The sequence below is a fragment of the Pseudomonas sp. LLC-1 genome (assembly GCF_002992185.1).
Classification (GTDB): domain Bacteria; phylum Pseudomonadota; class Gammaproteobacteria; order Pseudomonadales; family Pseudomonadaceae; genus Aquipseudomonas; species Aquipseudomonas monteilii.
Map to the genome: position 1 here is coordinate 306,956 of NZ_LUVY01000006.1, position 24,522 is coordinate 331,477.

23 protein-coding genes and 1 tRNA gene are annotated in these 24,522 nt (G+C 62.3%); 7 read left to right on the forward strand and 17 right to left on the reverse strand.

What is annotated here, in order from left to right; translation table 11 throughout:
* Positions 1-58: 58 nt before the first annotated feature.
* Entirely contained in the window at positions 59-979 is a 921-nt protein-coding gene (locus A0O30_RS05200; RefSeq protein ID WP_105945795.1) for an AraC family transcriptional regulator, read from the reverse strand.
* Positions 980-1,181: 202 nt separating this feature from the next.
* Between A0O30_RS05200 and A0O30_RS05205 the strand changes: the two genes are divergently transcribed.
* Positions 1,182-1,475, forward strand: coding sequence for a putative quinol monooxygenase (locus tag A0O30_RS05205; RefSeq protein WP_016713654.1), 294 nt, complete (start codon positions 1,182-1,184; stop codon positions 1,473-1,475).
* A 16-nt stretch (positions 1,476-1,491) separates the two neighbouring features.
* A complete protein-coding gene (locus A0O30_RS05210) occupies positions 1,492-1,758 on the forward strand; it encodes a hypothetical protein (RefSeq protein WP_016713655.1) in 267 nt (88 codons plus the stop codon).
* Here A0O30_RS05210 and A0O30_RS05215 read toward each other — a convergent pair whose 3' ends face one another.
* Positions 1,759-2,364 (reverse strand): flavin reductase family protein, encoded by a 606-nt coding sequence (locus A0O30_RS05215; protein WP_016713656.1) that lies wholly within the window; start codon positions 2,362-2,364, stop codon positions 1,759-1,761.
* Positions 2,365-2,481: 117 nt separating this feature from the next.
* The gene (locus tag A0O30_RS05220) at positions 2,482-2,847 is read right to left on the reverse strand and encodes a hypothetical protein (RefSeq protein ID WP_028698581.1); all 366 of its coding nucleotides are present in this window, start codon (positions 2,845-2,847) and stop codon (positions 2,482-2,484) included.
* A 342-nt stretch (positions 2,848-3,189) separates the two neighbouring features.
* Between A0O30_RS05220 and A0O30_RS05225 the strand changes: the two genes are divergently transcribed.
* Positions 3,190-3,942, forward strand: a complete 753-nt coding sequence (locus A0O30_RS05225; protein WP_019097251.1) for a membrane protein — start codon at positions 3,190-3,192, stop codon at positions 3,940-3,942.
* Here the strand turns inward: A0O30_RS05225 and A0O30_RS05230 are convergent.
* The 5 genes from A0O30_RS05230 to bglX all read right to left on the reverse strand — a co-directional run bounded on the left by A0O30_RS05230 (position 3,921) and on the right by bglX (position 12,292).
* A complete protein-coding gene (locus A0O30_RS05230) occupies positions 3,921-5,060 on the reverse strand; it encodes a Fic family protein (protein ID WP_105945796.1) in 1,140 nt (379 codons plus the stop codon). The two genes, A0O30_RS05225 and A0O30_RS05230, sit on opposite strands and share 22 nt — an antisense overlap.
* A gap of 192 nt (positions 5,061-5,252) precedes the next feature.
* Positions 5,253-6,572, reverse strand: coding sequence for an MFS transporter (locus A0O30_RS05235; protein ID WP_060498004.1), 1,320 nt, complete (start codon positions 6,570-6,572; stop codon positions 5,253-5,255).
* A gap of 255 nt (positions 6,573-6,827) precedes the next feature.
* Positions 6,828-8,162, reverse strand: coding sequence for a sigma-54 dependent transcriptional regulator (locus A0O30_RS05240; protein ID WP_105945797.1), 1,335 nt, complete (start codon positions 8,160-8,162; stop codon positions 6,828-6,830).
* Positions 8,156-9,913 carry an ATP-binding protein gene (locus A0O30_RS05245; protein ID WP_105945798.1) on the reverse strand — a complete coding sequence of 586 codons (1,758 nt, stop codon included), beginning with the start codon at positions 9,911-9,913 and terminating at the stop codon, positions 8,156-8,158. The genes A0O30_RS05240 and A0O30_RS05245 overlap by 7 nt, the downstream gene beginning before the upstream one ends.
* Positions 9,914-10,000: 87 nt before the next feature.
* Complete coding sequence (gene bglX / locus A0O30_RS05250; protein ID WP_105945799.1) at positions 10,001-12,292, reverse strand: beta-glucosidase BglX; 2,292 nt, start codon at positions 12,290-12,292, stop codon at positions 10,001-10,003.
* A 187-nt stretch (positions 12,293-12,479) separates the two neighbouring features.
* Here bglX and A0O30_RS05255 point away from each other — a divergent pair, with 187 nt between their 5' ends.
* Together A0O30_RS05255 and A0O30_RS05260 are read left to right on the forward strand one after the other, a co-directional pair.
* On the forward strand, positions 12,480-13,097 hold the full coding sequence (locus A0O30_RS05255; RefSeq protein WP_105945800.1) for a TPM domain-containing protein: 618 nt from the start codon (positions 12,480-12,482) through the stop codon (positions 13,095-13,097).
* 56 nt (positions 13,098-13,153) lie between these two features.
* The gene (locus A0O30_RS05260; protein ID WP_105945801.1) at positions 13,154-14,368 is read left to right on the forward strand and encodes an SAM-dependent methyltransferase; all 1,215 of its coding nucleotides are present in this window, start codon (positions 13,154-13,156) and stop codon (positions 14,366-14,368) included.
* Positions 14,369-14,414: 46 nt separating this feature from the next.
* On the opposite strand, the gene A0O30_RS05265 is transcribed toward A0O30_RS05260, so the two are convergent.
* From A0O30_RS05265 to A0O30_RS05305, 8 genes are all read right to left on the reverse strand, one after another.
* Positions 14,415-15,425, reverse strand: coding sequence for a DUF4917 family protein (locus A0O30_RS05265; RefSeq protein ID WP_105945802.1), 1,011 nt, complete (start codon positions 15,423-15,425; stop codon positions 14,415-14,417).
* 79 nt (positions 15,426-15,504) lie between these two features.
* Entirely contained in the window at positions 15,505-15,792 is a 288-nt protein-coding gene (gene nadS, locus A0O30_RS05270; protein WP_025754594.1) for a NadS family protein, read from the reverse strand.
* Positions 15,793-16,078: 286 nt separating this feature from the next.
* Positions 16,079-17,785 (reverse strand): SulP family inorganic anion transporter, encoded by a 1,707-nt coding sequence (locus A0O30_RS05275; RefSeq protein WP_105945803.1) that lies wholly within the window; start codon positions 17,783-17,785, stop codon positions 16,079-16,081.
* 165 nt (positions 17,786-17,950) lie between these two features.
* Positions 17,951-18,024, reverse strand: a tRNA-Gly gene (locus tag A0O30_RS05285).
* A 110-nt stretch (positions 18,025-18,134) separates the two neighbouring features.
* On the reverse strand, positions 18,135-19,022 hold the full coding sequence (gene phaG / locus A0O30_RS05290) for a (R)-3-hydroxydecanoyl-ACP:CoA transacylase (protein ID WP_105945805.1): 888 nt from the start codon (positions 19,020-19,022) through the stop codon (positions 18,135-18,137).
* Between the two features lie 345 nt (positions 19,023-19,367).
* A complete protein-coding gene (locus A0O30_RS05295) occupies positions 19,368-20,060 on the reverse strand; it encodes a pseudouridine synthase (protein WP_105945806.1) in 693 nt (230 codons plus the stop codon).
* 9 nt (positions 20,061-20,069) lie between these two features.
* Positions 20,070-20,282: a cysteine-rich CWC family protein gene (locus A0O30_RS05300; RefSeq protein ID WP_060497939.1), complete on the reverse strand. Its 213-nt coding sequence runs from the start codon at positions 20,280-20,282 to the stop codon at positions 20,070-20,072.
* The gene (locus A0O30_RS05305) at positions 20,275-21,756 is read right to left on the reverse strand and encodes a sensor domain-containing diguanylate cyclase (RefSeq protein ID WP_105945807.1); all 1,482 of its coding nucleotides are present in this window, start codon (positions 21,754-21,756) and stop codon (positions 20,275-20,277) included. The genes A0O30_RS05300 and A0O30_RS05305 overlap by 8 nt, the downstream gene beginning before the upstream one ends.
* A gap of 212 nt (positions 21,757-21,968) precedes the next feature.
* Here A0O30_RS05305 and A0O30_RS05310 point away from each other — a divergent pair, with 212 nt between their 5' ends.
* Positions 21,969-22,418 carry a hypothetical protein gene (locus A0O30_RS05310; RefSeq protein ID WP_105945808.1) on the forward strand — a complete coding sequence of 150 codons (450 nt, stop codon included), beginning with the start codon at positions 21,969-21,971 and terminating at the stop codon, positions 22,416-22,418.
* Between the two features lie 129 nt (positions 22,419-22,547).
* Here A0O30_RS05310 and A0O30_RS05315 read toward each other — a convergent pair whose 3' ends face one another.
* Positions 22,548-23,654: an enoyl-CoA hydratase/isomerase family protein gene (locus A0O30_RS05315; RefSeq protein WP_105945809.1), complete on the reverse strand. Its 1,107-nt coding sequence runs from the start codon at positions 23,652-23,654 to the stop codon at positions 22,548-22,550.
* A 126-nt stretch (positions 23,655-23,780) separates the two neighbouring features.
* On the opposite strand from A0O30_RS05315, the gene ung reads away from it, so the two are divergent.
* Positions 23,781-24,473, forward strand: coding sequence for a uracil-DNA glycosylase (gene ung, locus A0O30_RS05320; protein WP_105945810.1), 693 nt, complete (start codon positions 23,781-23,783; stop codon positions 24,471-24,473).
* Positions 24,474-24,522: the final 49 nt, after the last annotated feature.

Genomic DNA, 24,522 nt, shown 5'->3' on the forward strand with positions numbered 1-24,522 from the left:
CTGTACCGGCCTCTTCGCAGGTTTACCCGCGAAGAGGCCGGTACAGGAAAAACTGAGCTCAACCGGCTGTTGCCCGCAACCTGGCCACATCCCGAATCGGTGGCGCTCCATACAGCCTGCTGTACTCCCGGCTGAACTGCGACGGGCTTTCATACCCCACCCGATAAGCCGCCACCGCCGCCTCCAGCCCGTCATTGAGCATCAACCTCCGCGCCTCCTGCAGGCGCAGCTGCTTCTGGTACTGCAACGGGCTCATCGACGTCACGGCCTTGAAGCGGTGGTGCAGGGTCGAGGTGCTGAGGTTGACCTCCCGGGCCAGGTCCTCGATACGCAGCGGCTGTTGATAGTTGTTGTTGAGCCAGGTAATGGCCTGGCAAACCCGGTGCGTCTGGCTGTTGGCCAAGGCAATTTCGTACAGCCGATAACCCTGAGGCCCGCGCAACAAACGGTAAAGAATCTCGCGGCGGAACAACGGTGCCAGCATCGCGATATCGCGCGGCGTGTCCAGCAGTCGGATCAGCCTCAGCAGGGCATCAAGCAATGGCGCATCGGTTTTGTCCACATACAAACCGCGGCCGGAAGGCCGGTTGGGCACCAGCATCGGCCCGCTCTCGGCAATCAGCTGGCTGATCTCTGCCGGGTCCAGGTCTATGCGCAACCCAAGGCTGGGGTGTTCGGGGCTGGCGTCGAGCTTTACGCCGCTCAGTGGCAAGGTTACCGAAACCACCATGTAGTGCAGCGGGTCGTAGGCATATTGTTCGTCACCGAGGAACAGGCTTTTGCTGCCTTGGGCCAGGATGCACAGCGCGGGTTGAGCGAGGGTCGGCACCGAGCGCACGTTCTCGGTGTAGCGCACCAGGAACAGGCCATCGATGGCCGAGGCCGGGCCGTGGGGCTCGCCGGCATGGCGGCGGATCAGTTCCGCAAGCTCCTGGCGCTGCAATTCCAGGGGCGGGTCGATGGGTGTCGGTGTGGTCATGGTGGATTTCCTCTGCTGACCGACGCAGCATAGGTTTGGGCAATGGCGGGCGCTAGTCGAAAGCTGCACGTCGATTGCCTGATCCTGCCGCGCTGCAGGATTAGGCAATCGGCATGCAGTAATGGCCTAACGCGTCGCGCGAGGTAGCCCCTAACCTTGGCAGCCTGGCTTTTCCGTCCGCCTGCTTCAAGGAGATTGTGCAATGACCTCAAAACAACCGGTCACCCACCTTGCTTTCATCCGTGCCAGCAGCGGGCGCTCGGCCGAGTTGGGTGCGCGACTGCGTGACCTGCTCGAACCCTCGCTGCGGGCGCCGGGCTGCCTGAGTTTCACGGTTCAGCGCTCCCAGGCGGATGCCGACCTTTGGTTGCTCAGCGGTAGCTGGCAGGACCAGCAGGCGATGAGTGGCTACTTCGCTTCGCCAACGTTGGAGGTGTTTGGCGAGCTGGTGCAGGCACAGGTGGTCAGCAGCTTGGACCTGCATACCTTCGATTGATCAGTGATGGGGTAAAATGACGGCCTTGTTCAACCAAGTGGATAGCAACATGGCACGTAGGGAATTCCCGCATTTTGAAGCGGTTTCGGCAATGGTCCCGGTCGAGGGGGGCGGCTACAACGCGGCCATCGCGGTCAAGGCCTTGGGCATGGGCGGCGCGCCGCGTTTTCACAAGGTACTGGACGGGCAGGTGTTCAAGGGGGCCGTGGCCGCCGACGAAGCGGCTACGGCCGAGCTGCAACGCCTGCAAGGCGTCAGCGAAGAGGGTGAGCTGATCTGGTGATCAGGCCGGCGGGCGGGCCATCTTGAACAGGTTGCCCAGCTCGAAGTAGTCCGCCGGGCCACCGCCACGCAGGATCGGTTCGGCGGCAGCGGTGTCGTAGATGCCGTTTTTCAGCAGGTGCTCGGCAATGTGCACCGCCACCACTTCACCCAGGATCAGCCAGCTGGGCACCAGCGCCTGGTCTGCCCGCTTGAGCTGCACGATCTGGCTGACCTTGCACTCGAAGGCCACGGGGGTTTCCCCCACGCGCGGTACGTTGACGATGCTCGACGGCGTGGCAGTGAGGCCGCTCAATTCAAATTCGTTTACTTCGGCCGCAACCGGTGCGCAGCTCTGGTTCATCTGCTCAGCCAGCGGGCGGGTGGCCAGGTTCCAGACAAATTCGCCGGTCTGTTCGATGTTGTTCAGGCTGTCTTTGCGCCCGACGCTGCAGAAACCGATGATCGGCGGGATGTAGTTGAACGCGTTGAAAAAGCTGTAGGGCGCCAGGTTCAGGCGGCCTTCACGGTCTTGCGAGGAGATCCAGCCGATGGGGCGGGGGCCGACGATGGCGTTGAACGGGTCGTGGGGCAGGCCGTGGCCTTTGGCGGGTTCGTAGTAATACATCTGTGCTGGGCTTGCTGGCCCACCTCCTGGGTTGCGAGGTGCCTAGTGTGCCAAGCCTGTGCCCGTCTGCAAATGATCAAGCCCGGCCAAAGCCGGGCTGGGTGCACGCATCAGGGATCAGCTGATGCGGTGGGCGTTGGTGCGGTCGAAGCCGTCTTCGGCGAAGCGTTGGCCGCCAGTGCGGTCGAAACCGTCTTCGGCGAAGCGTTGGCCACCAGTGCGGTCGAAGCCGTCTTCGGCGAAGCGTTGGCCACCAGTGCGGTCGAAGCCGTCTTCGGCGAAGCGTTGGCCGCCAGTGCGGTCGAAGCCGTCTTCGGCGAAGCGTTGGCCACCGGTGCGGTCGAAACCATCTTCAGCGTAGGTAGCGGACTGGCTCTGTACCGCTGCAAACGTGTGGGCGTTGGTACGGTCGAAGCCATCTTCGGCGTAAGCGCCAGCTGCGAAAACCGAGAGGGCCAGGGTAAGGATCAGTTTGTTTTTCATGGTCGTTGCTCCAAGGGTTACAGGGGTTGTTTGTTTCTATGGGTTTAATCCTACGCCGATTAATTTGATTAAAAAGCGCAAAAAATAGCGATTAAAAATCTAATTATTCGATGTATATGGGAACGCTTCGCGTGAGTCAGGCTGTGGCATCACCCAAGAGCCGCATGCCCGCGCGTCGTCGTTCTGTCAGCTATTTCAGCTTGAAGGGTGGGAATTAATGGGACGTTAAGAACGAAATATCTTGTTTCAAAGATCTATCAACGCTTTTTTCATGCATCACCAACCGATTTTTCAGGCATCGATCAGCACCATCGCCGCACCTCAAACTGGAGCGGCACAACAATGAACAAACTCCCGCAAATCACCTTGGCCTTCTGGGTCATGAAGATCTGCGCTACCACCCTTGGCGAAACGGCGGGCGACTTGCTGTCGATGACGCTGAACGTTGGCTATGCCGTCAGCTCGCTGCTGCTGATCAGCGTGTTCCTGCTGACCTTGCTTGGCCAACTCTACTCGCGCCGCTACCACCCGATGCTGTATTGGCTGGTGATCCTCTCCACCAGTACCGCCGGCACCACCATGTCCGACTTCATGGATCGCACCCTGGGCCTGGGTTATGCCACGGGGTCGGCCTTGCTCATCGGCATCCTGCTGCTGACCTTCCTGGTGTGGCGCCTGAGCGGCAACCCACTGGATGTCACCCGTATCAAGAACCGCACGGGCGAGCTGTTCTACTGGGTGGCGATCCTGTTTTCCAACACGCTTGGCACTGCCCTGGGCGATTACCTGGCCGATGATTCGGGGCTCGGTTTTGCTGGCGGCGCGTTGCTGATCGGCAGTGCCATTGCCTTGGTAGTGGTGGCCCGCTACTGGACGCGTATTCCAGGCGTTGTGCTGTTCTGGGTGGCGTTCGTGCTTACCCGTCCGTTTGGCGCCACGCTGGGCGATGTCCTGACCAAACCCCATGAAAAGGGCGGCCTGGACTTTGGCACGGTCGGCTCTTCGGCTGTGCTGGGCGGGGTGTTGCTGGTGCTGGTGCTGATGGCCAGCTGGTACCAGCGCCGTGAGCCGCGTCAGGCGTTGGAGATGTCTTGAGTATTGATGCGGTAGCGCGTACTACGGCCCCCGCCTGGCAAGCGAACGAGGCAGGCCTTGTCGAGCAGGTCGGCTAGGTGGCGGGTCGCAGTGGCCTTGGACACCTTCGCCACTGCCTGATATTGAGTGGCGCTGATGCCTTCCTCGAAACCGCGGGGGCCACCATCAAGCAACCTGTTGAGTACCTTTACCTGTTCTGGCAGCAAACCATCTGCGCGATGCGCCTGCCAGAACCTGGCCTTGGCCAATGTCCGGTCGATGTTGGCCAGTGCCTGTTCGAGGCTACGCAGCAGTGTGGCAAGAAACCAGCTTAGCCACAGGGTGATATCCAGACCGCCCTTCTGGCTGCGCTCCAGCACCTGGTAATAGCCGGCCCTGTCTTCGAGAATACTGGCGGACATGGCATAGAAGCGAATGGCCTGGCGCTCACCTTGCGCCAGCGCCAGGTCGGTAATTGCTCGGGTCAGGCGACCATTGCCATCGTCGAATGGGTGCAGTGTAACGAACCAGAAGTGGGCGATACCGGCGCGCAGCAGTGGGTCCAGGCTGGCAGTGTCGAGGCTGTTGGCAAACCAGTCGAGAAATTCGGCGAGCTGAGCTTCAAGGCCATCGCGCGGTGGTGCCTGGAAATGCACGGTGGGCTTGTCGAGGCGGCCAGAGATCACTTGCATGGGCAATTCATCCCGTAACTGGCCAACCAGTACCGCTTTGCTCAAGGTACCTTGCGTCACCGGGAACAGCCACTGGTGCCAAATGAACAGGCGTTGCAGGGTCAGCGGTCGGTCATACCCTTGCGTTGCATCCAGCATCAACTCCGCTAGTCCTTCACTGCGAGCATTGGTGGCGCCCTGTTCTTCAATGCCCAGTCGGCGAGCGAGGGAAGAGCGGACTTCGCCATCATTCAGCTTTTCACCTTCGATTGCCGAGGATGTGACGATGTTCTGAAGCAGCGTGTCCAGCATGTTCTGGCATTCGCTGAGCGCGTCGACGTTGCCCATCTTGCCCAGCAGGCGGCCTTGCATGTCGATGCAGTTTCGCAGCAGTGGGGCGATGGCTTCGTTTTGCCAGGTAAATTGAGGCCAGGCAGGTTGCTGCCAGATCCACGAAGGGCTGTTCATAATTGTTGCCGATCCATCCCGTGAGCCAAATAAGCCGGCTATTCGGCTCATTAAGTGAGCCGAATAATAGCGCTATTCGGCTCAACTTGTGAGCCGAATAGGTTTGTTAATCGGCTCACGGGTGCCGTTCGTGAATGAAAAAAGGGCGCCCTATGCAATAAGGCGCCCTTTGTCAGTACTGCCAGGCCAGCATTACTCAGTAGTAATCCGCGAGTGCTGCTTGGTGTCCTTCATGGTTGCGTATACCAGCAGCGAACAGGCGATGCAGGCGGTGACGTACCAGTAGAAGCCGCTTTCCATGCCAGCGCTCTTGAACCACAGGGCCACGTATTCGGCGGTGCCGCCGAAGATGGACACGGTCAGGGCGTATGGCAGGCCCACGCCCAGGGCGCGGATTTCCGTCGGGAACAGCTCTGCCTTGACCACTGCGTTGATCGAGGTGTAGCCGCTGACGATGATCAGCGCGGCCATGATCAGGAAGAACGCGCCCCACCAGGTCTGGATGGTGTGCAAGGTGCTGAGGATCGGGACGGTGAACAGGGTGCCGAGCACACCGAAGGCGATCAGGATCGGGCGACGGCCGATCTTGTCGGACAGCCCACCAATCACCGGCTGCAGGCACATGAACAGGAACAGCGTGGCGGCCGAGATGGTGGTCGAGTCGCTGATGCTCATGCCCACTGTGTTGACCAGGTACTTCTGCATGTAGGTGGTGTAGGTGTAGAAGGCCAGGGTGCCGCCCATGGTCAGGCCGACCACGGTCATCAGCTCTTTGGGGTGGCGCATCAGGGTGCGCATCAGGCTTTCCTTGGCCTTTTCCTTCTTGGTGAAGGAGGCGGTTTCTTCCATGCCGCGACGCAGGTACAGGGCCACCACGGCGCACAGCGCACCGATCACGAACGGCACGCGCCAGCCCCAGGCGTACAGCTGCTCGGTGGTCAGGGTCTGCTGCAGGATGATCAGTACTGCCAGGGCGATGAGCTGGCCGGAGATCAGGGTCACGTACTGGAAGCTGGAGAAGAAACCACGGCGGTCCTTGCTGGCCATCTCGCTGAGGTAGGTGGCCGAGGTGCCGTATTCACCACCCACCGACAGGCCCTGCATCAGGCGCGCAATCACCAGCAGGATCGGTGCGGCAACACCGATGGTTTCGTAGCCCGGGGTCAGGGCGATGACCAGCGAGCCTGCACACATCAGCAGTACCGAGGCCATCAATGCAGCTTTGCGGCCCTTGCGGTCGGCGTACAGGCCCATCAACCAGCCACCGATCGGGCGCATCAGGAAGCCCACGGCGAAGATCGCGGCGGTGTTGAGCAATTGTGCGGTGGAGTCGCCGGCCGGGAAGAAGGCCTTGGCGAAGTACAGCGAGAATGCGGCGTAGACGTACCAGTCGTACCATTCGACCATGTTGCCGATGGACCCGCTGAAGATCGACTTCAGGCGGCTGGCGGTGGTTTTTTCCGCGGCGGGCGCAGTGGCCGCCCCGGCGGGCAGGGAGGTGGCGTTATCCATCAGGGATACCTTCTCGTTGTTTTTGTGGAGCGCGCCGTGGCGCAGCTTGCCAAGGCAATTGCAGAAGGTGTGCCAAATGGGTGCAGGGTGATTCATTTGGGGGCGTTGCGAGCTCCGCGAACCCCGTAATAGCAAGCCTTGCACGGCCCTTGTAGGAGCGGCCTTGTGTCGCGATGGGCTGCAAAGCAGCCCCAAAATATTGAGTTGATAAGCGGAATCTCGCCTACTAAATCCTGGTCATAAGCGGATTTCCGCTCATTCTCGCCCGACAAAATCCTCGCGCACCAACCCGTGCCGCTGCATCTTTTCATTAAGCGTGCGCCGCGGCAGCTGCAAGGTCTCCATTACCGCCTTGATCTCGCCCCCATGCTGTCGCAACGCTGCGCGCAGGCATTGCGCCTCGAACGCCTCCATCTGCTCGCCCAGCGATTGCCCGGCAGGCGCTACCTCGATGTTTGGCGAACCTAGCCCCAACGCGTGCCGCTCCGCCGCATTGGCCAGCTCGCGAACGTTACCTGGCCAGTCATGCGACAGCAGTTGCGCCAGCTGTGCCCCCGACAGCGGCGGTGCGCAGCGTCCAAGCTTTTCGCCTGCTGCACGGGCAAAGTGTTCGAACAGCAGTGGAATGTCCTCGCGCCGCTCACGCAACGGCGCCAGGCGCAGTTCGGCCACGTTCAGGCGGTAGGCCAGGTCTTCGCGAAAACGCCCGGCACGGGCCTCGTCGAGCAGGTCGGGCTTGGTCGCGGCAATGATTCGCAAGTCGATGCTGATGCTCTGGTTAGCCCCCAAACGCTCCAGTTTCTGCTCCTGGATCACCCTTAGCAGCTTGGCCTGTTGCGCCAGTGGCATGCTCTCGATTTCGTCGAGGAACACCGTGCCACCGTTAGCGTACTCCAGTTTGCCGATGCGCTTGCCTTGGGCGCCGGTGAAGGCACCGCTTTCATGGCCGAACAGTTCGGCTTCGAACAGCGCTTCGGGGATGGCCGCGCAGTTGAGGGCAACGAATGGTTTGCCGGCGCGCGGGCCAAAATCGTGCAGGCAACGGGCGACCCGCTCCTTGCCGCTGCCGGTTTCACCACGAATCAGCACGTTGACTGGCAGGCCGGCCAGGTCCAGCACCTGCCTGCGCAGTTGCTGCAGGCCCTGGGACATCCCCAGCAGTGTGCCTTCCAGGCGTGACTTGAGGTCAGCCTGTTCGTGCAGCCGACGGTTTTCAAGGACCAGCTGGCGCTTTTCCAGTGCCCGGCGCAGGCTACCCAGCAGGTGCTGCGGGGTGAAGGGTTTTTCCAGGAAGTCATAGGCCCCGTTGCGCATGGCTTCTACTGCCATGGGCACATCACCGTGGCCGGTCAGCAGGATCACGGGCAGGTCGGGGTCGTCCGCCTGCAGGCGCGCGAGCAATTGCAGGCCGTCCATGCCTGGCATGCGCACATCGCTGATGATCACCCCCGGGAAGTGCCGTGGCAGGTGTGCCAGGCATTCATCAGCGCGAGCGAACAACTGCACAGTGAAACCGGACAGGCTCAGCCATTGCTCGACGGCAGTACGGATGCTGGCTTCATCATCGACGACGATCACTGAATTCAACATACAGGCTCCAGGTCACGGGGCAGGGTAAGGCTCAGGCGTGCGCCACCAGGTACGTTTTCGGCCAGCAGTTGGCCACCGGCCTCGTGGACGATACCGTAGGAAATGGCCAGGCCCAGGCCCAGCCCTTCACCCACCGGCTTGGTGGTGAAGAACGGGTCGAACACCTTGGCCAGGTCGGCCTCGGTGATGCCTCCGCCCGAATCCAGCACGCTCAGGCGCCACAGCTCGCCATCTGGCTCGATGCGCACCTCCAGGCGTTTGTAGCGCTTGTCGGCCATGGCGTCGAGGGCATTGCGCAGCAGGTTGATCAGCACTTGCTCCAGGCGAATGGCATCGCCGCGTACCCAGGCCGGGCGTGCCAGGTACAAGGCCACCTCGACCTCGTCACTACGGATGCGGGTTTCCAGCAGGTGCAAGGCCTGGTCGACCACGGTGGCCAGATCGAGGCGCTCGCGCAGGCCGACGGGGCTGTTGCGGGCAAAGGTTTTCAGGTGGCTGGTCAGTGCGGCCATGCGTGTGAGCATTTGTTCCAGCGGTTCCAGGGCCTGGCGCGCTTCGTCGTAACGGCCGTGGTCCAGCAGCAGCCGCAGGGTTTCCAGTTGCATGCGCTGTGTGGTCAGCGGCTGGTTGATTTCGTGGGCCATGGCGGCCGACATCTGCCCGAGGGCGGCCAGTTTGGCCGACTGCACCAGGCCCTCCTGGGCGGTGCGCAACTCACGGGTGCGTTCTTCGACCTGGCGTTTGAGCTCTAGCCGGCTGCGCTGGCGCAGGCGGGCCAGGCGCAGGCGCTGGCTGACGAACAGGGCGGCGAACACCAGGCTCAGCCACACGGCTGCGGCGCCCAGGGCGGCATTGCGGCCATCGGCGGCCACCTGTGGCTTGCGCAACAGGTGCAAGGTCCAGTGGTCACCTTCCAGCGGCAGGCTTTCCCACAGGTACTCGGCACTGCCCTGCGGGCCTTGCACGCGGCTAAGGGTGCTGTACTCGGCAAAACGGGTCAGCACCTGATGCTGCAGGGGCACCAGCGGCTGTTTGTCGTACTGGCGTGTTTCAGCCAGCTCGGCACGGTCGGCACCACTCAGCGGCTGGAGCTCGCGGTAGCGCCAGCCATCCTGGTTGGCGATGAAGGTGATGCCACGGGCGTCACTGACCAGCAGGATATCGCTGCCCTGGCGCCATTCGCGTTCCAGCTCGGGGAATTCCAGCTTGACCACCATGGCTCCGAGAAAGCGGCCATGCTCGTCATTTACCGCGCTGGCGAGGAAGTAGCCCGGTACGCCACTGGTTACGCCCACGGCGTAGAAGCGGCCACTGCCTTGGCTGCGGGTTTGCTTGAAATAGGGGCGGAAACCGTAGTTGGAGCCGACGTAGCTACTGGGCAGCCGCCAGTTGCTGGCGGCAATGGCCAGGCCGGTGCGGTCGAGCAGCTCGAGGGTGGAGGAATTGGCCGCGCCATTGATGCGCTCCAGCTTGCGGTTCAGGGCGTCCTGCACCTGTTCATTGACCGGGCCGCGCAGGGCGGCGATCAGTTCCGGGTCCAGCGCCAGTACGGCGGGCAGGGCGCGGTAGCGGTCGATCAGGGTGTGCAGGGCATTGGCGTACAGCCCCAGTTGCTGACTGGCACGCCGGGCGTCGTCTTCCATGGCCTGGCGCTTGGCCTGGTGCATGGCCCAGCCGGCACTGAGGGCGGTGCCCAGCAGGATGAGCAAGGTGATCAGCCCCAGACGCAGGGCGCGAAAGGAAAAGGGCATTGGGGCGGATCCGGAATATTTGGGGATCGGGGCCGGCCCTTTCGCAGGTCTAACGGCGAAAGGGCCGGTACAGGCGGCCGGTTTCAGTTACAGCAGTTCAAAGCTCTGCTGTTGCACCGCCTGGGAGTCCAGCCCTACCTGGACATTGAACTCACCTGGCTCGGCAACCCGCTGCAGCTGGCCATTGTAGAACTTCAGGTCATCCTCGTTGATGCGGAAGGTCAAGGTCCGCGACTCACCCGGCTTGAGCATCAGCTTCTGGAAGTTTTTCAGTTCCTTGACCGGGCGGCTCATTGAGGCCGACACATCTTGAAGGTACAGCTGCACCACGGTCTCGCCGGCCACCTTGCCGGTATTCTTCACCGTCACCTTGGCCTCCAGGTTGTCACCGCGCTTGAGGTCCTTGTGCGACAGCTTCAGGCCGGACAGCTCGAAGCTGCTGTAGCTCAGGCCATAGCCGAACGGGTACAGCGGGCCGTTAGGCTCTTCGAAGTACTGCGACGTGTAGTTACCCGGCTTACCCGGCGTGAACGGCCGGCCAATGCGCGTGTGGTTGTAATACATCGGGATCTGCCCGACCGAACGCGGGAAGGTGATGGCCAGCTTGCCAGATGGGTTGTAGTCGCCAAACAGCACGTCGGCGATGGCATTGCCGCCCTCGGTACCGGCGAACCAGGTTTCGAGGATGGCGTCGGCCTGCTCGCGTTCCCAGCCGATCGACAGCGGCCGGCCGTTCATCAGCACCAGCACCAGCGGCTTGCCGGTCGCCTTCAAGGCCTTGATCAGCTCACGCTGGCTGGCTGGAATTTCCAGGGTGGTGCGGCTGGACGACTCGTGGGACATGCCACGCGACTCGCCGACAACCGCTACGACCACGTCGGACTGCTTGGCAGCCTTTACGGCTTCGTCGATCAGCACCGCAGGCGGGCGCGGGTCGTCGACGATTTCCGGTGCGTCGAAGTTGAGGAAGTTCAGGTAATCGAATATCGCCTTGTCGCCGGTGACGTTGGAGCCTTTGGCGTAGACCAGCTTGGCTTTGCCTTCTACGGCGCGGCGCAAGCCTTCACGCACTGTCACCGAGTGCACGGGCTTGCCGTCGGCGGCCCAGCTGCCCATCATGTCGATCGGTGCATCGGCCAGCGGGCCGACCAGGGCGATGGTGCCGGCTTTTTTCAGCGGCAGGGTCTGGTTGTGGTTTTCCAGCAGTACCAGGCTGCGGCGGGCCACATCACGCGCGGCTTCGCGGTGCAGGCGGTCGTTGCCGTAGTAGTCTTTCAGGTCGGTTTCGGCCTTGCCGATGCGCACGTACGGGTCCTTGAACAGGCCCATGTCGTACTTGGCTCCGAGTACTTCGCGCACCGCCTGGTCCAGCTCGCCCTGGGTCACTTCACCGGACTTCAGCAGGCCTGGCAGCTCTTCGCCGTACAGGGTGTCGTTCATGCTCATGTCGATGCCGGCCTTGATCGCCAGCTTGGCGGCTTCGCGACCGTCGCGGGCGACACCGTGGCGGATCAGCTCCTGGATGGCGCCATGGTCGCTGATGGTCACACCCTTGAAGCCCCACTCCTTGCGCAGCAGGTCGTTCATCAGCCAGGTGTTGGAGGTGGCCGGCACGCCGTTGATCGAGTTCAGTGCCACCATCACCCCGCCGGCACCGGCGTCGAGGGCGGCGCGGTAGGGCGGCAGGTAGTCGTTGTACATCTTCGGCAGGCTCATATCGACCGTGTTGTAGTCGCGCCCGCCTTCCACGGCACCGTACAGGGCGAAGTGCTTGACGATGGCCATGATGCTGTCGGGGTTGGCCGGGCTGCTGCCCTGGAACGAGCGCACCATCACCTGGCCAATCTTCGAGGTCAGGTAGGTGTCTTCACCAAAGCCTTCACTGGTACGGCCCCAACGTGGGTCGCGGGCAATATCGACCATGGGTGCGAAGGTCATGTCCAGGGCGTCGGCCGAGGCTTCGATGGCGGCGGTGCGGCCAACCTTGGCCACGGCGTCCATGTCCCAGGTGGCGGCCATGCCCAGGCCGATCGGGAAGATGGTGCGCTCGCCGTGGACGGTGTCGTAGGCGAAGAACATCGGGATCTTCAGACGGCTGCGCATGGCCGCGTCCTGCATCGGGCGGTTTTCGGGCGCGGTGCGTGAGTTGAAGGTGCCACCGATACGGCCAGCGGCGATTTCCTCGCGGATCTTTTCGTGTGGCATTTCCGGGCCGATGCTGATCAGGCGCAACTGGCCGATTTTCTCGGCTTCGGTCATCTGGCTGATCAGATGGTCGATGAACGCCTGCTTGTCCTGTAGGGGCGGGGCGGTGGGGGCGGCGAGGGCCGCCTGACTGGCAAGGCCCATGGCCAGGCCCAGCAAAGACAATTTCATCATCAATTCCGTTGTGGGGCCTCTGCCGTATCCAGCGGTGATACGTGCGCGGCCGAAGTTTTCAGGCGGCTATTGTTGTACGATTGACACGCTCGTTTTCCAGCGGCGGATTATGCCTGAATATGTCGCCTGGGGACGAAGCCCCGAATGCCGGGACAACAACTATAAGAACGCTCAAGAGACCGACGGCATGACCCCTTTCGACGAATACCATCAACGGCAGATTGCCGAAGCCATTGCCCGTGCTGAAAAGCGAACCGATGCCGAACTGGTGACGGTACTGGCGCGCCGTGCTGACGATTACGCCTATTGGCCGTTGTTCTGGGCTGCCGTGCTGGCGCTGGCCGTGCCGGGGCTGCTGCAGTGGCTGCTGGGCTGGCCTGGCATGCGCGGTCTGCTGGTGGCCAACGTGCTGCTGTTCGTCGGGTTGTGCCTGTTGCTGCGCAACCCGCGCCTGGCCGGTTGGCTAATTCCCCGTGCCTTGCGCCGCTGGCGCGCTTCGCGGCTGGCCCGCCAGCAGTTTCGCGAACAAAACCTGCAGCGCACCGCAGCTGCCACGGGCGTGCTGATCTTCGTCAGCGAGGCGGAGAGGCACGTGGAGATCCTGGTCGACCGCGGTATCGAGCATCATCTGGATGCCAACGCGCGGGCGGCCATCGTCGCCCGCTTTGCCGAGCAGGTGCGTCAGGGGCGGACCTTGCAGGGGTTTGTCGAGTGCATCGATGCGTGCGGAGAGCTGCTTAGCGAGCATGTGCCGCCTACCCATGCGCGCAACGAGTTGCCCAACCGGTTGGTGATCCTGGACTGACTTGGAACCTGCAGGGTGTAGAATGCGGTTCCCGCTATTCGAGGCACCGTTTCTCCATGTCCGCCAGTTCTTCCGCCCCCTCTGCGTCAGATGCACGCGCCCGGTTTCTCGGCCTTCTGAATGCAGCCTTGCACGGCAACACCTTGGTCAAACTGGTGCTGGCGCGCCATGTCGGTGCCGACCAGACCTTGCAACGGATCATCGCCAAGCCGCTGCAGGTCAAGGGCCAGCCATGCCTGTCGCTGGTCTACCGCCACCAGACCCGCGACATTACCCGCAACCTGTCGCTGGAACAGGCGCAGGCGCTGGTAGCCGAGCTGCTGCCGGACAGCTTCCGCAATGCCCACCTGTTCGACGCAGATGGCGAAGTGCAACTGACCTTCAGCAAGAAGGGCAAGCCGATGTTGCAACGTCACGGCGCGCAGGCTCCACGCGAGGCCACGGCGAGCAGCGGCCATGACCGCGAGAAGAAGCGCTACCTGGATTTGTCGAGGCCGTTCCTGCGTGACCTCGGCGTGACCGACGCACAAGGTGCATTGATCCCGTCCATGTCGCGCAAGTGGAAGCAGATCAACAAGTTCATCGAGGTCTTCGACCACGCCCTGGCCAGTGCGCCGGTACCTGCGGAGCAGGCGCTGCGGGTGGCCGACTTCGGCTCGGGCAAGGGCTACCTGACCTTTGCCATGCATGACTACCTGAGCAACAGCCTGGGCCGTGAGGCACAGGTCACCGGTGTAGAGCTGCGCCAGGACATGGTCGACTTGTGCAACGCCGCCGCTTCGCGCCTGGAGCACCCGGGGCTGGAATTCCAGTGCGGTGATGTACGTAGCGTGGTGCCCGAGGCCATCGAAGTGATGATCGCCCTGCATGCGTGCGATATCGCCACCGACTACGCCATTCACACCGGTATCCGCTGCAACGCCGCGATCATCATGTGCTCGCCGTGCTGCCACAAGCAGATCCGCCCGCAACTGCACAGCCCGGGGTTGCTGCAACCCATGCTGCAATACGGCTTGCACCTGGGCCAGCAGGCCGAAATGCTCACCGACAGCCTGCGCGCGTTGTACCTGGAAGCCAGCGGTTACGAAACCAAGGTGTTCGAGTTCATCTCGCTGGAGCACACCAACAAGAACAAGATGATTCTTGCGGTGAAGCGGCGGCAGCCGTTGGCTAACGGCGAGTTGCTGGAGAAGATTGGCCAGCTCAAGGCGTTTTATGGGGTGCAGGAGCATTGCCTGGAGACGTTGTTGCGGGCGGATGGGTTGCTTTGAAAGCAACCACTAGCAAGCCTGCTGGCGTGCTCGTGCCGCGGGCGTGCTAGCGTCTAGCCGCTGGTCGATCGATCGCCAAATCTGGTAGCCCCAGCGGATGCGTACTGGCGTCATAGAAATGCACCTGCGTCCCGGCCAAATCTCCAAGCCGATCAACAAAATGCTGCTTCTGGTTGATCACCGAAGCTTCGCTCACCGGCCGGATAGCAATCGAGAGCTGCTTCGGCCGGGCCAGGCGGATGGCTTCGAGCAGGTGCTGGTCACTGCTGTCCAGGTGCTGACCGAACAGGCATAACCCCTGGCTTTCCTGGGCCAGCTGCCCCAGGCACCAGCTGAGGTAATCCGAATGGCGGATGGCGCGCAGTTTTTCGTCACTGCGGTCTTCGTTGACGAACAGTGGCACTTCACCTGGGATGTTCACGGCAAAGCCATCAAGCAGTTCGGCGCTGTCGGCGCTGCGTTGGCGGGTGGTGCCGTCGGGCAGCTTCAGCAGGTGCAGGCCGCCGTGCAGGTGCATCACCCGCGTGCCTTCGCTGCGGGTGCGACGCACGTCGAAGAAGCCTTGTTCGTCGAACAGTTCGGCGAAGCCGTGTGGGGCGCTCTGTACAGCCCACGGTAGCAGCAGGTCGTAGTTGCTGGTGTAGACGCTGCGGTAGCCACGCAGGGCCTGGTTGAGGGCCGCGAGGGTGGCTGGCGGCATCAGCGGCCACGGCAGGTGTACCGTGCGCACGGCGTGAATCAACGCTTCCTTGATCGAGTAATAGCGGTTCAGCGGTGCGGTGGAGTTGATGGCCAGCGCGGCGTTGGCGCGCACGGTGGTGTTGAGGGCGCTGAGCACCGGCTCGAACAGTTCCGTGCCCAACGACTTGAACAGGGCCTGGTCACTGACCGCCAGGCCTTTCTTGCGGCCTGCGCGTTGTGCTTCCTCGAACAGCGAGAAATAGCCGAACGGCTTCCACACTGCGCGGCTGGCGCCATTGCCCAGTAGCAGGGCATCGCAGGGATGGCGGGCGGCGAGTTCTGGCCAAGGGGTGAGGGTAGCGTCAAGTGCAGGCATGCTGGAGTCCGTTGGGTGGAGCGGGGAGCGGGGCGACTTTAGCATGTCGTGCAGGGCGTGCGACGCCTACAGGCCCTTGTCAGTGCGCAAGGGCCTTTAATACATGATCAGGATCATTACGTATTGCGCGTAGTAATGCCTTGGCAGGCCCGGTAGGTTCTCGTCGTCCTTGTTCCCAATTCCTCAATGTTGCTACCTGAACATCGATTATCTCGGCAAAGCGTGCTTGCGTGAGCCCCGTTGCCTTGCGGATGTTACGCACCAGGAGTGCATCAATCTCGAATTCCCGAGAAGGCGCCTGCTTCCCTTGGACGATGTCGTCCATTTGTTGCACGCTTTCCAGCAGTTCGTCAAAAAAGCGGTTCATGCGTGCCTCCAGTGTTCAATGATCGACCTCAGCGCGTTGCGTTGCTGATCTAGGCGTTCCTTGACTCGCTTGGTGAACAAGGCTGTTTCGGTAAAAAGCATAACAGGTTGTACGCCATTGGCGTAGCTGCTGGTTGTCCAGCGCCACGGAGAAGGATTGCCCGGCCGTATTCAGGATCGGGTCAGCGAGGCTAGCGAATCCGCTCCTCACTGGGCGATCATCCTTTTCCGGGGGGCGGGTAGTCCTTTTCTCTGTAGGGGCCGAATGGGTTGCGATAGCGTTCTGTTCATCCCGCTCCGGTAATGAGCGTGCTGCGGTTGCGGTTACGCCACACCCGATACGCCCGAATTCCCGCCCGCACCGAGCCGAACAGCAGTTTGTCTTCCATTTCCCGTGCCATCCCCGAGCGCACCAGCATGCGCAGGAAGGTGCCCCGGGCGCGGGCGATGGCAAAGAAGATGCCTTGCGCGGCCAGGGTGTCGCGCACTTCACGCAAGGCGGCGATACCGCTGACGTCGATGCTGGTGACGGCTTCGGCATCGAACAGCACGGCCTTGGGCTGGTCCTGGCTCTGCACCGCTTCGAGCAGGCGCATCTTGAAGTAGTCGGCGTTGAAGAACAGGATCGCGTCGTCGAAGCGGTACACCACCAGGCCCGGCACGGTGCGGGCGTCCTTGTGCTTGCGGATGTCGACCTGGCCTTCGGTGCCCGGCAGCCAGCCGAGCACGGCGTCGGTGGGTTGGTAGATGCTGTAGAGCAGGCGCAGGATCGCCAGGGTCACAGCAAACACGATGCCGGGCAGCACGCCCAGGCCCAGCACACCCGCCGTGGTCAGCAGGCAGAGCCAGAACTCGAAGCGGCTCAGGCGGCGGATGAGCCCCAGCGACTTGATGTCGATCAGCCCCCAGCCGGCCATCAGTAGCACGGCGCCCAATGCTGCCTGCGGGATCCACGCCATCGGCGCGGTGAAGAACAACAGGATCAGGGCAATGACCAGCGCGGCGACGATGCCCACCAGCTGGCTCTTGCCACCCACCATGTCATTGACGGCGGTGCGCGAGTCGGCGCCGCTGATGGCAAAGCCCTGGGACACCCCGGCCGCCAGGTTGCTTACGCCCAGGGCGACGAATTCGTGGTTGGCGTTGATCGCGTAGCCGTGGCGGGCGGCAAAGCTGCGTGCGGTGAGCATGGCGCTGCAGAAGCTGACGGTGGCGATACCCAGGGCGTCGCGCAGCAGGCTCTTCATTTCCGCCAGGTTGCTGTGCGGCCAGGCCAGCTGCGGGATGCCGGCCGGCACCGGGCCGAGGATGGCGACGCCGAAGCGGTCGAGGCCAAACAGGCCGACCAGCAACATGAACAGTGCCACCACGGTCAGTGCGGCCGGCAGGCGTGGGAAACGCCGTGGTAGCCAGATCAGCAGGCCCAGAGCGGCCAGGCCGATGAACAACGTGATCCAGTGGATCTCACCCAGGCGCTGGAAAAAGTTGATCAGGCTGAGGATAAAACCGTCGCCCTCGATCTTGAACCCCACCACCTTGGACAGCTGCCCGGCGATCAGGCTCAGGCCGATGCCGTTGAGGTAGCCGATCAGGATCGGTCGCGAGAAGAAGCTGGCAATGAACCCGGCTCGTGCCAGGCCGGCAGCGATCAGCATCACTCCGACCAGCACGGTGACGATCACCGACAGTTCGGCGATGCGTTGCGGGTCACCCATCGCCAGCGGCGCCACGGCACCGGCGATCATCGCGCAGGTGGCGGCGTCAGGGCCTACCATCAGCTGGCGCGAGCTGCCGATCAGGGCGTAGACCATCATTGGCAGCACGCAGGCGTACAGGCCGTACTGTGGCGGCAAACCTACGATTTGTGCGTAAGCGATGGCGATGGGTATCTGAATCGCCGCGACCGAGAGGCCTGCCTGCAAATCGGCATGGAACCATTCGCGGCGGTAGTGCAGCAGGTTGGCAAGGCCCGGTAGCCAGCGGGAGAGAAACATGCGTTGTCCTTTCGAAATGCTTCACGTAACCATCTACGCATTGAAGCGGATCGGCAGGCAATTGGCCATGGGCCAGATCAAACCGGGAGGGCAGAAACGAAAAAAGGAGCCGAGGCTCCTTTTGACAGCGATGACGTTGCTGGAACGCCATGCGGTGATGCAATGTGGAGCGGGTAGAGGGAATCGAACCCTCAACTAAAGCTTGGGAAGCTTTCGTTTTACCACTAAACTATACCCGCGTCTGCGCAGCACTTTTTACCAGAACCCTCCACGAATTAGAAGCCCAAGTTATAAAAAAGCTTGTCGGCACCCTACAGCCTGCGGGATCAGCCACAGGGCGCCGATGCGCTCAGATGGCCAATGCATGCTGCCCCTGTTGTACCGGCTGGTAGCGTTGACGGGTTTCACGCACAGTTGGTTTGAGGAACCCCAGCATCACATTGCGGGTGTCCTCGCAGGCGGCCTTGGTTTCCATGTCCAGGAAGTGGCCCGCATCGCGGATCACGCTGAACTGGCTTCGGCCCACGTGCTTGCCGAACTGCCGCGCATCTTCGACCGTGGTGTACTCGTCGCGGTCGCCGTTGATGAACAGTACCGGAATGTTGATATTGCGTGCGCCATCCAGCGCCCGCTCCAGGTCGTGTTGCAGCACCTCGTTGATGTGGAAGTGCATCTGCGCGTACTCGTGGCTGTCCAGGCTGCTGACGTGGCGGTAGTTGAAGCGCTTGAACAGTGATGGCAGGTGCTTGCCGATGGTGTCGTTGACCAGGTTGCCGACCTGATAGCGATCGCAGGCGGCCAGGTACTGGCAGCCACGGTCCAGGTAGTCGCGCATCGGTTCGTTGATCACCGGCGAGAACGAGCTCACTACGGCCTTCTTCACGCACCGCGGCTGGTGCGCCAGCGCCAGCAGCGTACTTGCGCCACCCCATGAGAACGACATCACATGGTCGGCCTGGAAGTGCTCGATCAGCTCAAGGAGGATGTGCGCCTCGGTCTCCTTGCTGATCAGCCGTTCCTGGCGGTTGTGTGGCTTGGACTTGCCGGCATACGGCTGGTCGAACAGCACTACGTTGAACTGCGGGTGCAGGTTACGTACCGTTTGGGCGAACGAGGCCGTGGTGGCCAGCGAGCCATTGATCAGGATGATCGTATTCTCGGCCGCTTCCGCGCGATAGAACTCCGTGTAAACCCGATACTGACCTTGGATATCAAGTACAGCGATTTCTGGCCTCATGTCATCGACTCCTGGCGCAAAAAGGGTATTCGCGTCACCTAGGGTGCACGTTCTTTATGACAGGTAGGCATTCGCCTGAAGAGTAACCGGGGGGCCCTGTGTCGATCCTTGGCACATGCGTCGACGGTATTGTTTTTGGCGGGCAATTTGCCGTGCCCCAAGGCATCGAGGCCCTGGGTGGCCGGCAAAAGGCGTCTTCGACTGCGGGCGTGACTTGTTAGTCACATGCAGACTGACGATTTGGATTCAAGCAGTGGGTCGGGGATCCTGCAAGTGCCGTTCGGGAGATTTTGTGACTTTTGTCGCTGAGCGGTCGTATGACCACCTTGGGCCAGAACGGGCAGCCTAGACAGTGGCGATTTCATCCGCCGTCAGGTCACGAAACGCCCCCGGAGCCAAATCAGGATCCAGGCGGATTGCGCCCATGCTTTCCCGGTGCAACCCCACCACCTTGTTGTCGAAGAACCCGAACATGCGCTTGACCTGGTGATAGCGCCCTTCGACGATCGCCAGCCGCGCCTGGCGCGGGCCGAGGATGTCCAGCTGGGCGGGCAGGGTGGTGAGGTCTTCAAAGGCGAAGTAGAAACCCTCACGAAACTTGGCCTCATAGTGCTCGCCAATCTCGTCCTCGGTGTCCACCAGGTAGTGCTTGGGCAGCTTGGTGGCAGGTTGGGTCAGGCGCCGTGACCACTGGCCATCGTTGGTCAGGATCATCAACCCGGTGGTGTTGAAGTCCAGGCGCCCGGCTATGTGCAGGTCGCCTCGCAATGCTTCGGGCAGCAGGTCGAGCACGGTAGGGTGCTGCGGGTCCTGGGTGGCGCTGACGCAACCCGTGGGTTTGTGCAGCATCAGGTAGCGCGCCGGTCGTCCAGCCTGCAGCACCTGGTCGTCCAGTTCCACGCGGCTGAATTCGCGTACCTCGGTCAGCGGGTCGCTGACCACCTGTCCATCTACCCGCACACGACGTTGTACCAGCATCAGGCGGGTTTGTTGGCGGTTGAGGCTGGGCAGGTTGGCAAGGAAGCGGTCGAGGCGCATTGCAACAGGTCAGTGAGAAGTGGTTGATCGAAGTTGTTCTTCAACGGCCGCGCAGCGTGGGCACAGGCAGGCTTTGTCGCGTAATTCGGCGGGCAGGGCCTGGAGCACGGCCGGGTCGATACTCACGCTGTAGCACCAGCAGGCCTGGGTGGCGCGGCGTGGGTCGGCCAGGCTGCACTGGTTGAGGGCACCGCAAGCGGGGCAGTGTTGGCTGTCATTCATCTTGGGTTTCACTGCAGACGCGGTTACGGCCGGCCTGCTTGGCACGATAGAGCGCTCGGTCGGCGCGGGTCAGCAGGGCGTGCAGGGTATCTTCCGGTTGCAGGCTGCTCAGGCCGATGCTGGTGGTCAGGCGCAGGGGTTGTTCGTCGTAGCTGAACGTGAGCTGTTCGGTGCGGCGGCGGATCTTTTCCGCTACCTCGATGGCCTGCCGACCTTCGGCTTCACGTAGTAGCACGATGAACTCCTCACCGCCCCAGCGGCAGAGTATATCCGATTGGCGCAGGCTGCCCTGCAGCACATTGGCGAACTGGCGCAGCACTTCGTCGCCTGCCAGGTGGCCGTGGGTGTCATTCAGCGCCTTGAAGTGGTCCAGGTCGATCAGCAGCGCCACCAGCGGCCCACTGTCGCGCTGGGCTTCGTGCAACGCCTGGGCGGCAAGCAAGTCGAAGCTGCGCCGGTTGGGCAGGCCGGTAAGGCTGTCGAGCGTGGCCAGTGCCTCGGTGCTGGCCTGATGGCGGCGCACCATGGCATGCACCAGCGCCAGCACCACCAAGGTGATCATCGCGCAGATGGCCAGGTTCAGGTACAGGGAGTGGCGAATGCGGTCGAGGGCGCCGGTTTCGCGCTTGTCCACCAACAGGTACCAGTCCAGCTCGGGCAAGTGGCGCACGTTGAGGAAGTGGCTGTGGTTGTCGCTGTCGTGGTACTCGTGGCTGCCTTCGCCGGGCACCCGCTGTTCGGCCAACACATCGCTCAGTTCGGCGTTGTCGCTCAGTGGCTGGCCGACCCGCAAACCGTGCGGGCCACCTTCGGAGCCGGTCAGCAACACTTTGCCTTTGGCATCGACAAACAAGACCGACCGCTGGTAGCGGCGCTGGTACTGATCGATCAGCTTGACCACCGAGGACACACTCAGCCCCACCCCGGCAGCACCGATAAAACGGTGCTGGTAGTCGTGCACCTGGTAGTTGATGAACACGGTCAGGCTGTCCTGGTTGGCCATGTCCAGGTCGACGTTGATCTCGTAGGGGGCCTTGAGGTCGCGCAGACGGAAATACCAGGCATCGCGCCATGTGCCGGCTTGCACATGCTTGAGCACGCCCTTGGCTTGATAGTAGGTGAGGGTGCGGTCGGAGACGAAGAACGAGGTGAAGGTGTCCTGCTTGCCCATTACCTCGCCCAGGTAGCGTGTCATGCGCTGGGTGTCCTTTTCGCCCGACAGTACCCAGTCACGCAAAAAAGTATCCTGGGCCATCATCGAGGCGATCAGCACCGGGCGAATCAGGTCTTTCTGGATTTCCGAGTAGACCGTGTCGGAGGTCAGCGGCAATTCGGTATTGATAATGCCGTCGCGGATGGCGCTGCGCGAGGAGAAGTAGCTGAGCAGCGAGGTAGCAAGGAAGCCGCAGGCCAGCAGCACCAGCAGGGTAACGATCAGCGAGCGCTGCGAGAACAGAGCGGAACGTGAGGGCATGATCTTCCCATGATGTGTGCCGAGCCGCCCATTCTAGTGAGATGACCGATAAATGACTGCAAGTTTTTCGGGGCTATCGCACCTGTATCAAATTGTTGCAGAAATGGCACTGCACCTCGGCGTCGCTGTCTTATTCAGTGTCGATGAACGCATCACGCATCGATGCTCGCCAGCGCCGCTGTTCGGGCACTCCAGCGGTCCAGGAGGCCGCCATGTCCTATCGAATCCTGTTGATCGCCCTGCTGGGGCTGATGACTTCCGCCTGCGCCCCGTACTACGAGAGCGGGGGCTATTACCGTTCGGACTACTACTCCACCGACCGTTACGTCTCGCCGGGTTATTACCGCTATGACCGTTACTACGTCACGCCGCAACCGCGCTATTACTACCAGCCGGCGCCCCGCTATTACTACCGGCCAGCTCCCGCGCCGCAATACCGGCCGTATCCGCAGCCGGGGATGAACCGGTGGCATGGCAACCCGCGCTACGACTATGGCAATCGCCAACGGCAAGACTACAGGCAAGACCGGGATCGCCATGACTATCGTGATGGCAGCCAGCGCTACCAGCGTGGCGATTCGCATTCCAACAGGCAGGGGAATGGTGGCGGGCGTTGGGATGGCCAGCGGGGGCAGGGGCAAGGAGGTAACTGGCAGCGGTAAGGTGAAGTGAAGCGGGGGCGCTTTGTGCCCCATCGCCGGCAAGCCAGCTCCCACAGGTTCTGCGACAAGGCCTCTTGTGGGAGCTGGCTTGCCGGCGATGGGCTGCAAAGCAGCCCCACCTTCTTCAGCCTAACCCAGATCTGCCAATGGGTGTCGCCCCTCCCATACCTTGGCAAAATGAGCCTCGACCACTGCCGCCGGTACCTGCGCCACATCGGGCCAGTGCCAGCGCGGCTGGTCGTCCTTGTCCAGCAGGCGGGCGCGTACGCCTTCGCTGAACTCGGGGTGACGGCAACAGTTCAGGCTCATGCTGTATTCCATCTGGAACACCTGTGCCAGCGACAGATGCCGTGCCCTGCGGATTTGCTCCCAGACCAGGTGCGCCGTCAGTGGGCAACCCTGATGCAACCGTTGGCCGGCATCGGCCAGCAGCGGGTCATCATGGTGCTTGAGCCCTTCCAGCGCACGCCAGGCCGCCGCCGCATCGGCCACGTCGAGCAACGCATCGATCACCTGCCGCCTTGGCAACCACTGGGCTTCGGGCAACTCGGCACAGGCGCGGTGCTGTTCGGCCTTGAGCAGGCTGTTCAGCTGCAGGGCGGTCTGCTCTTGCCAGTTCAACTGCAGCAGTTCTTCGATCAGCGCCTCTTGCTGGTGTTCGCCCAGAAAACGGTCGGCCAGGCCCAGGTCAAGGGCATCGCGGGCGTTGATCGGTGCGCCCGTCAGCCCCAGGAACAACCCCAGCTTGCCCGGCAGCCGTGCCAGAAACCAGCTCGCGCCCACATCCGGGTACAGGCCAATGCTGATTTCCGGCATGGCCAGCCGGCTGCTGGGTGTGACGATACGCACATTGGCCCCCTGCAACAGCCCCATGCCGCCACCTAGCACATGCCCATGCCCCCAGCACAGCAGCGGCTTGGGGTAGGTGTGCAGGGCAAAGTCCAGGCGGTACTCGGCGGCGAAGAAGGTGGCAGCCAGGGGCGGCACACTGCCAGGGTGGTCGCGGCAGGCTTGTACCAGTGCGCGTACATCGCCACCGGCGCAGAAGGCTTTTGCGCCGTTGCCGCGCAGCAGCACGCAGACTACGCCCGGATCGCGGGCCCAGGCATGCAGTTGTTCGCCCAATACTTCGATCATGGGCAGGTTCAGGGCATTGAGTGCCTTGGGTGCATCCAGGGTGGCAATGCCGATGCGGGCGCCATCGGCGCCGTTGAGTACCTCGCAATGAATGGCCATGGACTACCTCGCTCAAGTCATCGCACAAGTATGGCCTGCCTGGCTGAACATGCCGGTTGTCGGTCGGATCGTTTGACAAGCGGGGAGGGGTTACCTAGTGTCGCGCCATTGTTTACGGATGGCCCCATGACTGACGACGATCGCATCAAACTCGAACCCGGCTGGAAGGCCGCACTGCGCGCCGAATTCGACCAGCCCTACATGCATCAGCTGCGAGAGTTCCTGCGCAGCGAATATGCCGCCGGCAAGGAGATCTACCCGCCAGGGCCGCTGATCTTCAATGCACTCAACTCGACACCGCTGGACCAGGTGAAGGTGGTCATCCTTGGCCAGGACCCTTACCACGGGCCGGGCCAGGCGCATGGTCTGTGTTTCTCGGTGCAACCGGGCGTGGCCACGCCGCCGTCGCTGGTCAACATCTACAAGGAACTGCAGCGCGACCTGAACATCCCGATTGCCAGCCATGGCTACCTGCAAAGCTGGGCCGAGCAGGGTGTATTGCTGCTTAACACGACCATGACCGTGGAGCGAGCCAATGCGGCGTCGCACGCCAAGAAGGGGTGGGAGTTCTTTACCGACCGGGTTATCCAGGTGGTCAGTGAGCAGTGCCCGAATGTGGTGTTCCTGCTGTGGGGGGCGCATGCGCAGAGCAAACAGAAACTGATCGATGGGACCAGGCACCTAGTGCTGAAGTCGGTGCATCCGTCGCCACTGTCGGCTTACCGTGGGTTCCTGGGCTGCGGGCATTTCAGCCGTACCAACAGCTTCCTTGAGCAGCGTGGCATGGCGCCGATCAACTGGGCATTGCCGCCACTCTGATCACTTGAAAGACCGCGGCGCCTTCTTCGCGGGCTCGCCCGCTCCCACA

Coding starts and splice junctions, on each gene's coding strand:
- A0O30_RS05200 (WP_105945795.1), bottom strand. CDS start 979: ATGACCACACCGACACCCATCGACCCGCCCCTGGAATTGCAGCGCCAG.
- A0O30_RS05205 (WP_016713654.1), top strand. CDS start 1,182: ATGACCTCAAAACAACCGGTCACCCACCTTGCTTTCATCCGTGCCAGC.
- A0O30_RS05210 (WP_016713655.1), top strand. CDS start 1,492: ATGACGGCCTTGTTCAACCAAGTGGATAGCAACATGGCACGTAGGGAA.
- A0O30_RS05215 (WP_016713656.1), bottom strand. CDS start 2,364: ATGTATTACTACGAACCCGCCAAAGGCCACGGCCTGCCCCACGACCCG.
- A0O30_RS05220 (WP_028698581.1), bottom strand. CDS start 2,847: ATGAAAAACAAACTGATCCTTACCCTGGCCCTCTCGGTTTTCGCAGCT.
- A0O30_RS05225 (WP_019097251.1), top strand. CDS start 3,190: ATGAACAAACTCCCGCAAATCACCTTGGCCTTCTGGGTCATGAAGATC.
- A0O30_RS05230 (WP_105945796.1), bottom strand. CDS start 5,060: ATGAACAGCCCTTCGTGGATCTGGCAGCAACCTGCCTGGCCTCAATTT.
- A0O30_RS05235 (WP_060498004.1), bottom strand. CDS start 6,572: ATGGATAACGCCACCTCCCTGCCCGCCGGGGCGGCCACTGCGCCCGCC.
- A0O30_RS05240 (WP_105945797.1), bottom strand. CDS start 8,162: ATGTTGAATTCAGTGATCGTCGTCGATGATGAAGCCAGCATCCGTACT.
- A0O30_RS05245 (WP_105945798.1), bottom strand. CDS start 9,913: ATGCCCTTTTCCTTTCGCGCCCTGCGTCTGGGGCTGATCACCTTGCTC.
- bglX (WP_105945799.1), bottom strand. CDS start 12,292: ATGATGAAATTGTCTTTGCTGGGCCTGGCCATGGGCCTTGCCAGTCAG.
- A0O30_RS05255 (WP_105945800.1), top strand. CDS start 12,480: ATGACCCCTTTCGACGAATACCATCAACGGCAGATTGCCGAAGCCATT.
- A0O30_RS05260 (WP_105945801.1), top strand. CDS start 13,154: ATGTCCGCCAGTTCTTCCGCCCCCTCTGCGTCAGATGCACGCGCCCGG.
- A0O30_RS05265 (WP_105945802.1), bottom strand. CDS start 15,425: ATGCCTGCACTTGACGCTACCCTCACCCCTTGGCCAGAACTCGCCGCC.
- nadS (WP_025754594.1), bottom strand. CDS start 15,792: ATGAACCGCTTTTTTGACGAACTGCTGGAAAGCGTGCAACAAATGGAC.
- A0O30_RS05275 (WP_105945803.1), bottom strand. CDS start 17,785: ATGTTTCTCTCCCGCTGGCTACCGGGCCTTGCCAACCTGCTGCACTAC.
- phaG (WP_105945805.1), bottom strand. CDS start 19,022: ATGAGGCCAGAAATCGCTGTACTTGATATCCAAGGTCAGTATCGGGTT.
- A0O30_RS05295 (WP_105945806.1), bottom strand. CDS start 20,060: ATGCGCCTCGACCGCTTCCTTGCCAACCTGCCCAGCCTCAACCGCCAA.
- A0O30_RS05300 (WP_060497939.1), bottom strand. CDS start 20,282: ATGAATGACAGCCAACACTGCCCCGCTTGCGGTGCCCTCAACCAGTGC.
- A0O30_RS05305 (WP_105945807.1), bottom strand. CDS start 21,756: ATGCCCTCACGTTCCGCTCTGTTCTCGCAGCGCTCGCTGATCGTTACC.
- A0O30_RS05310 (WP_105945808.1), top strand. CDS start 21,969: ATGTCCTATCGAATCCTGTTGATCGCCCTGCTGGGGCTGATGACTTCC.
- A0O30_RS05315 (WP_105945809.1), bottom strand. CDS start 23,654: ATGGCCATTCATTGCGAGGTACTCAACGGCGCCGATGGCGCCCGCATC.
- ung (WP_105945810.1), top strand. CDS start 23,781: ATGACTGACGACGATCGCATCAAACTCGAACCCGGCTGGAAGGCCGCA.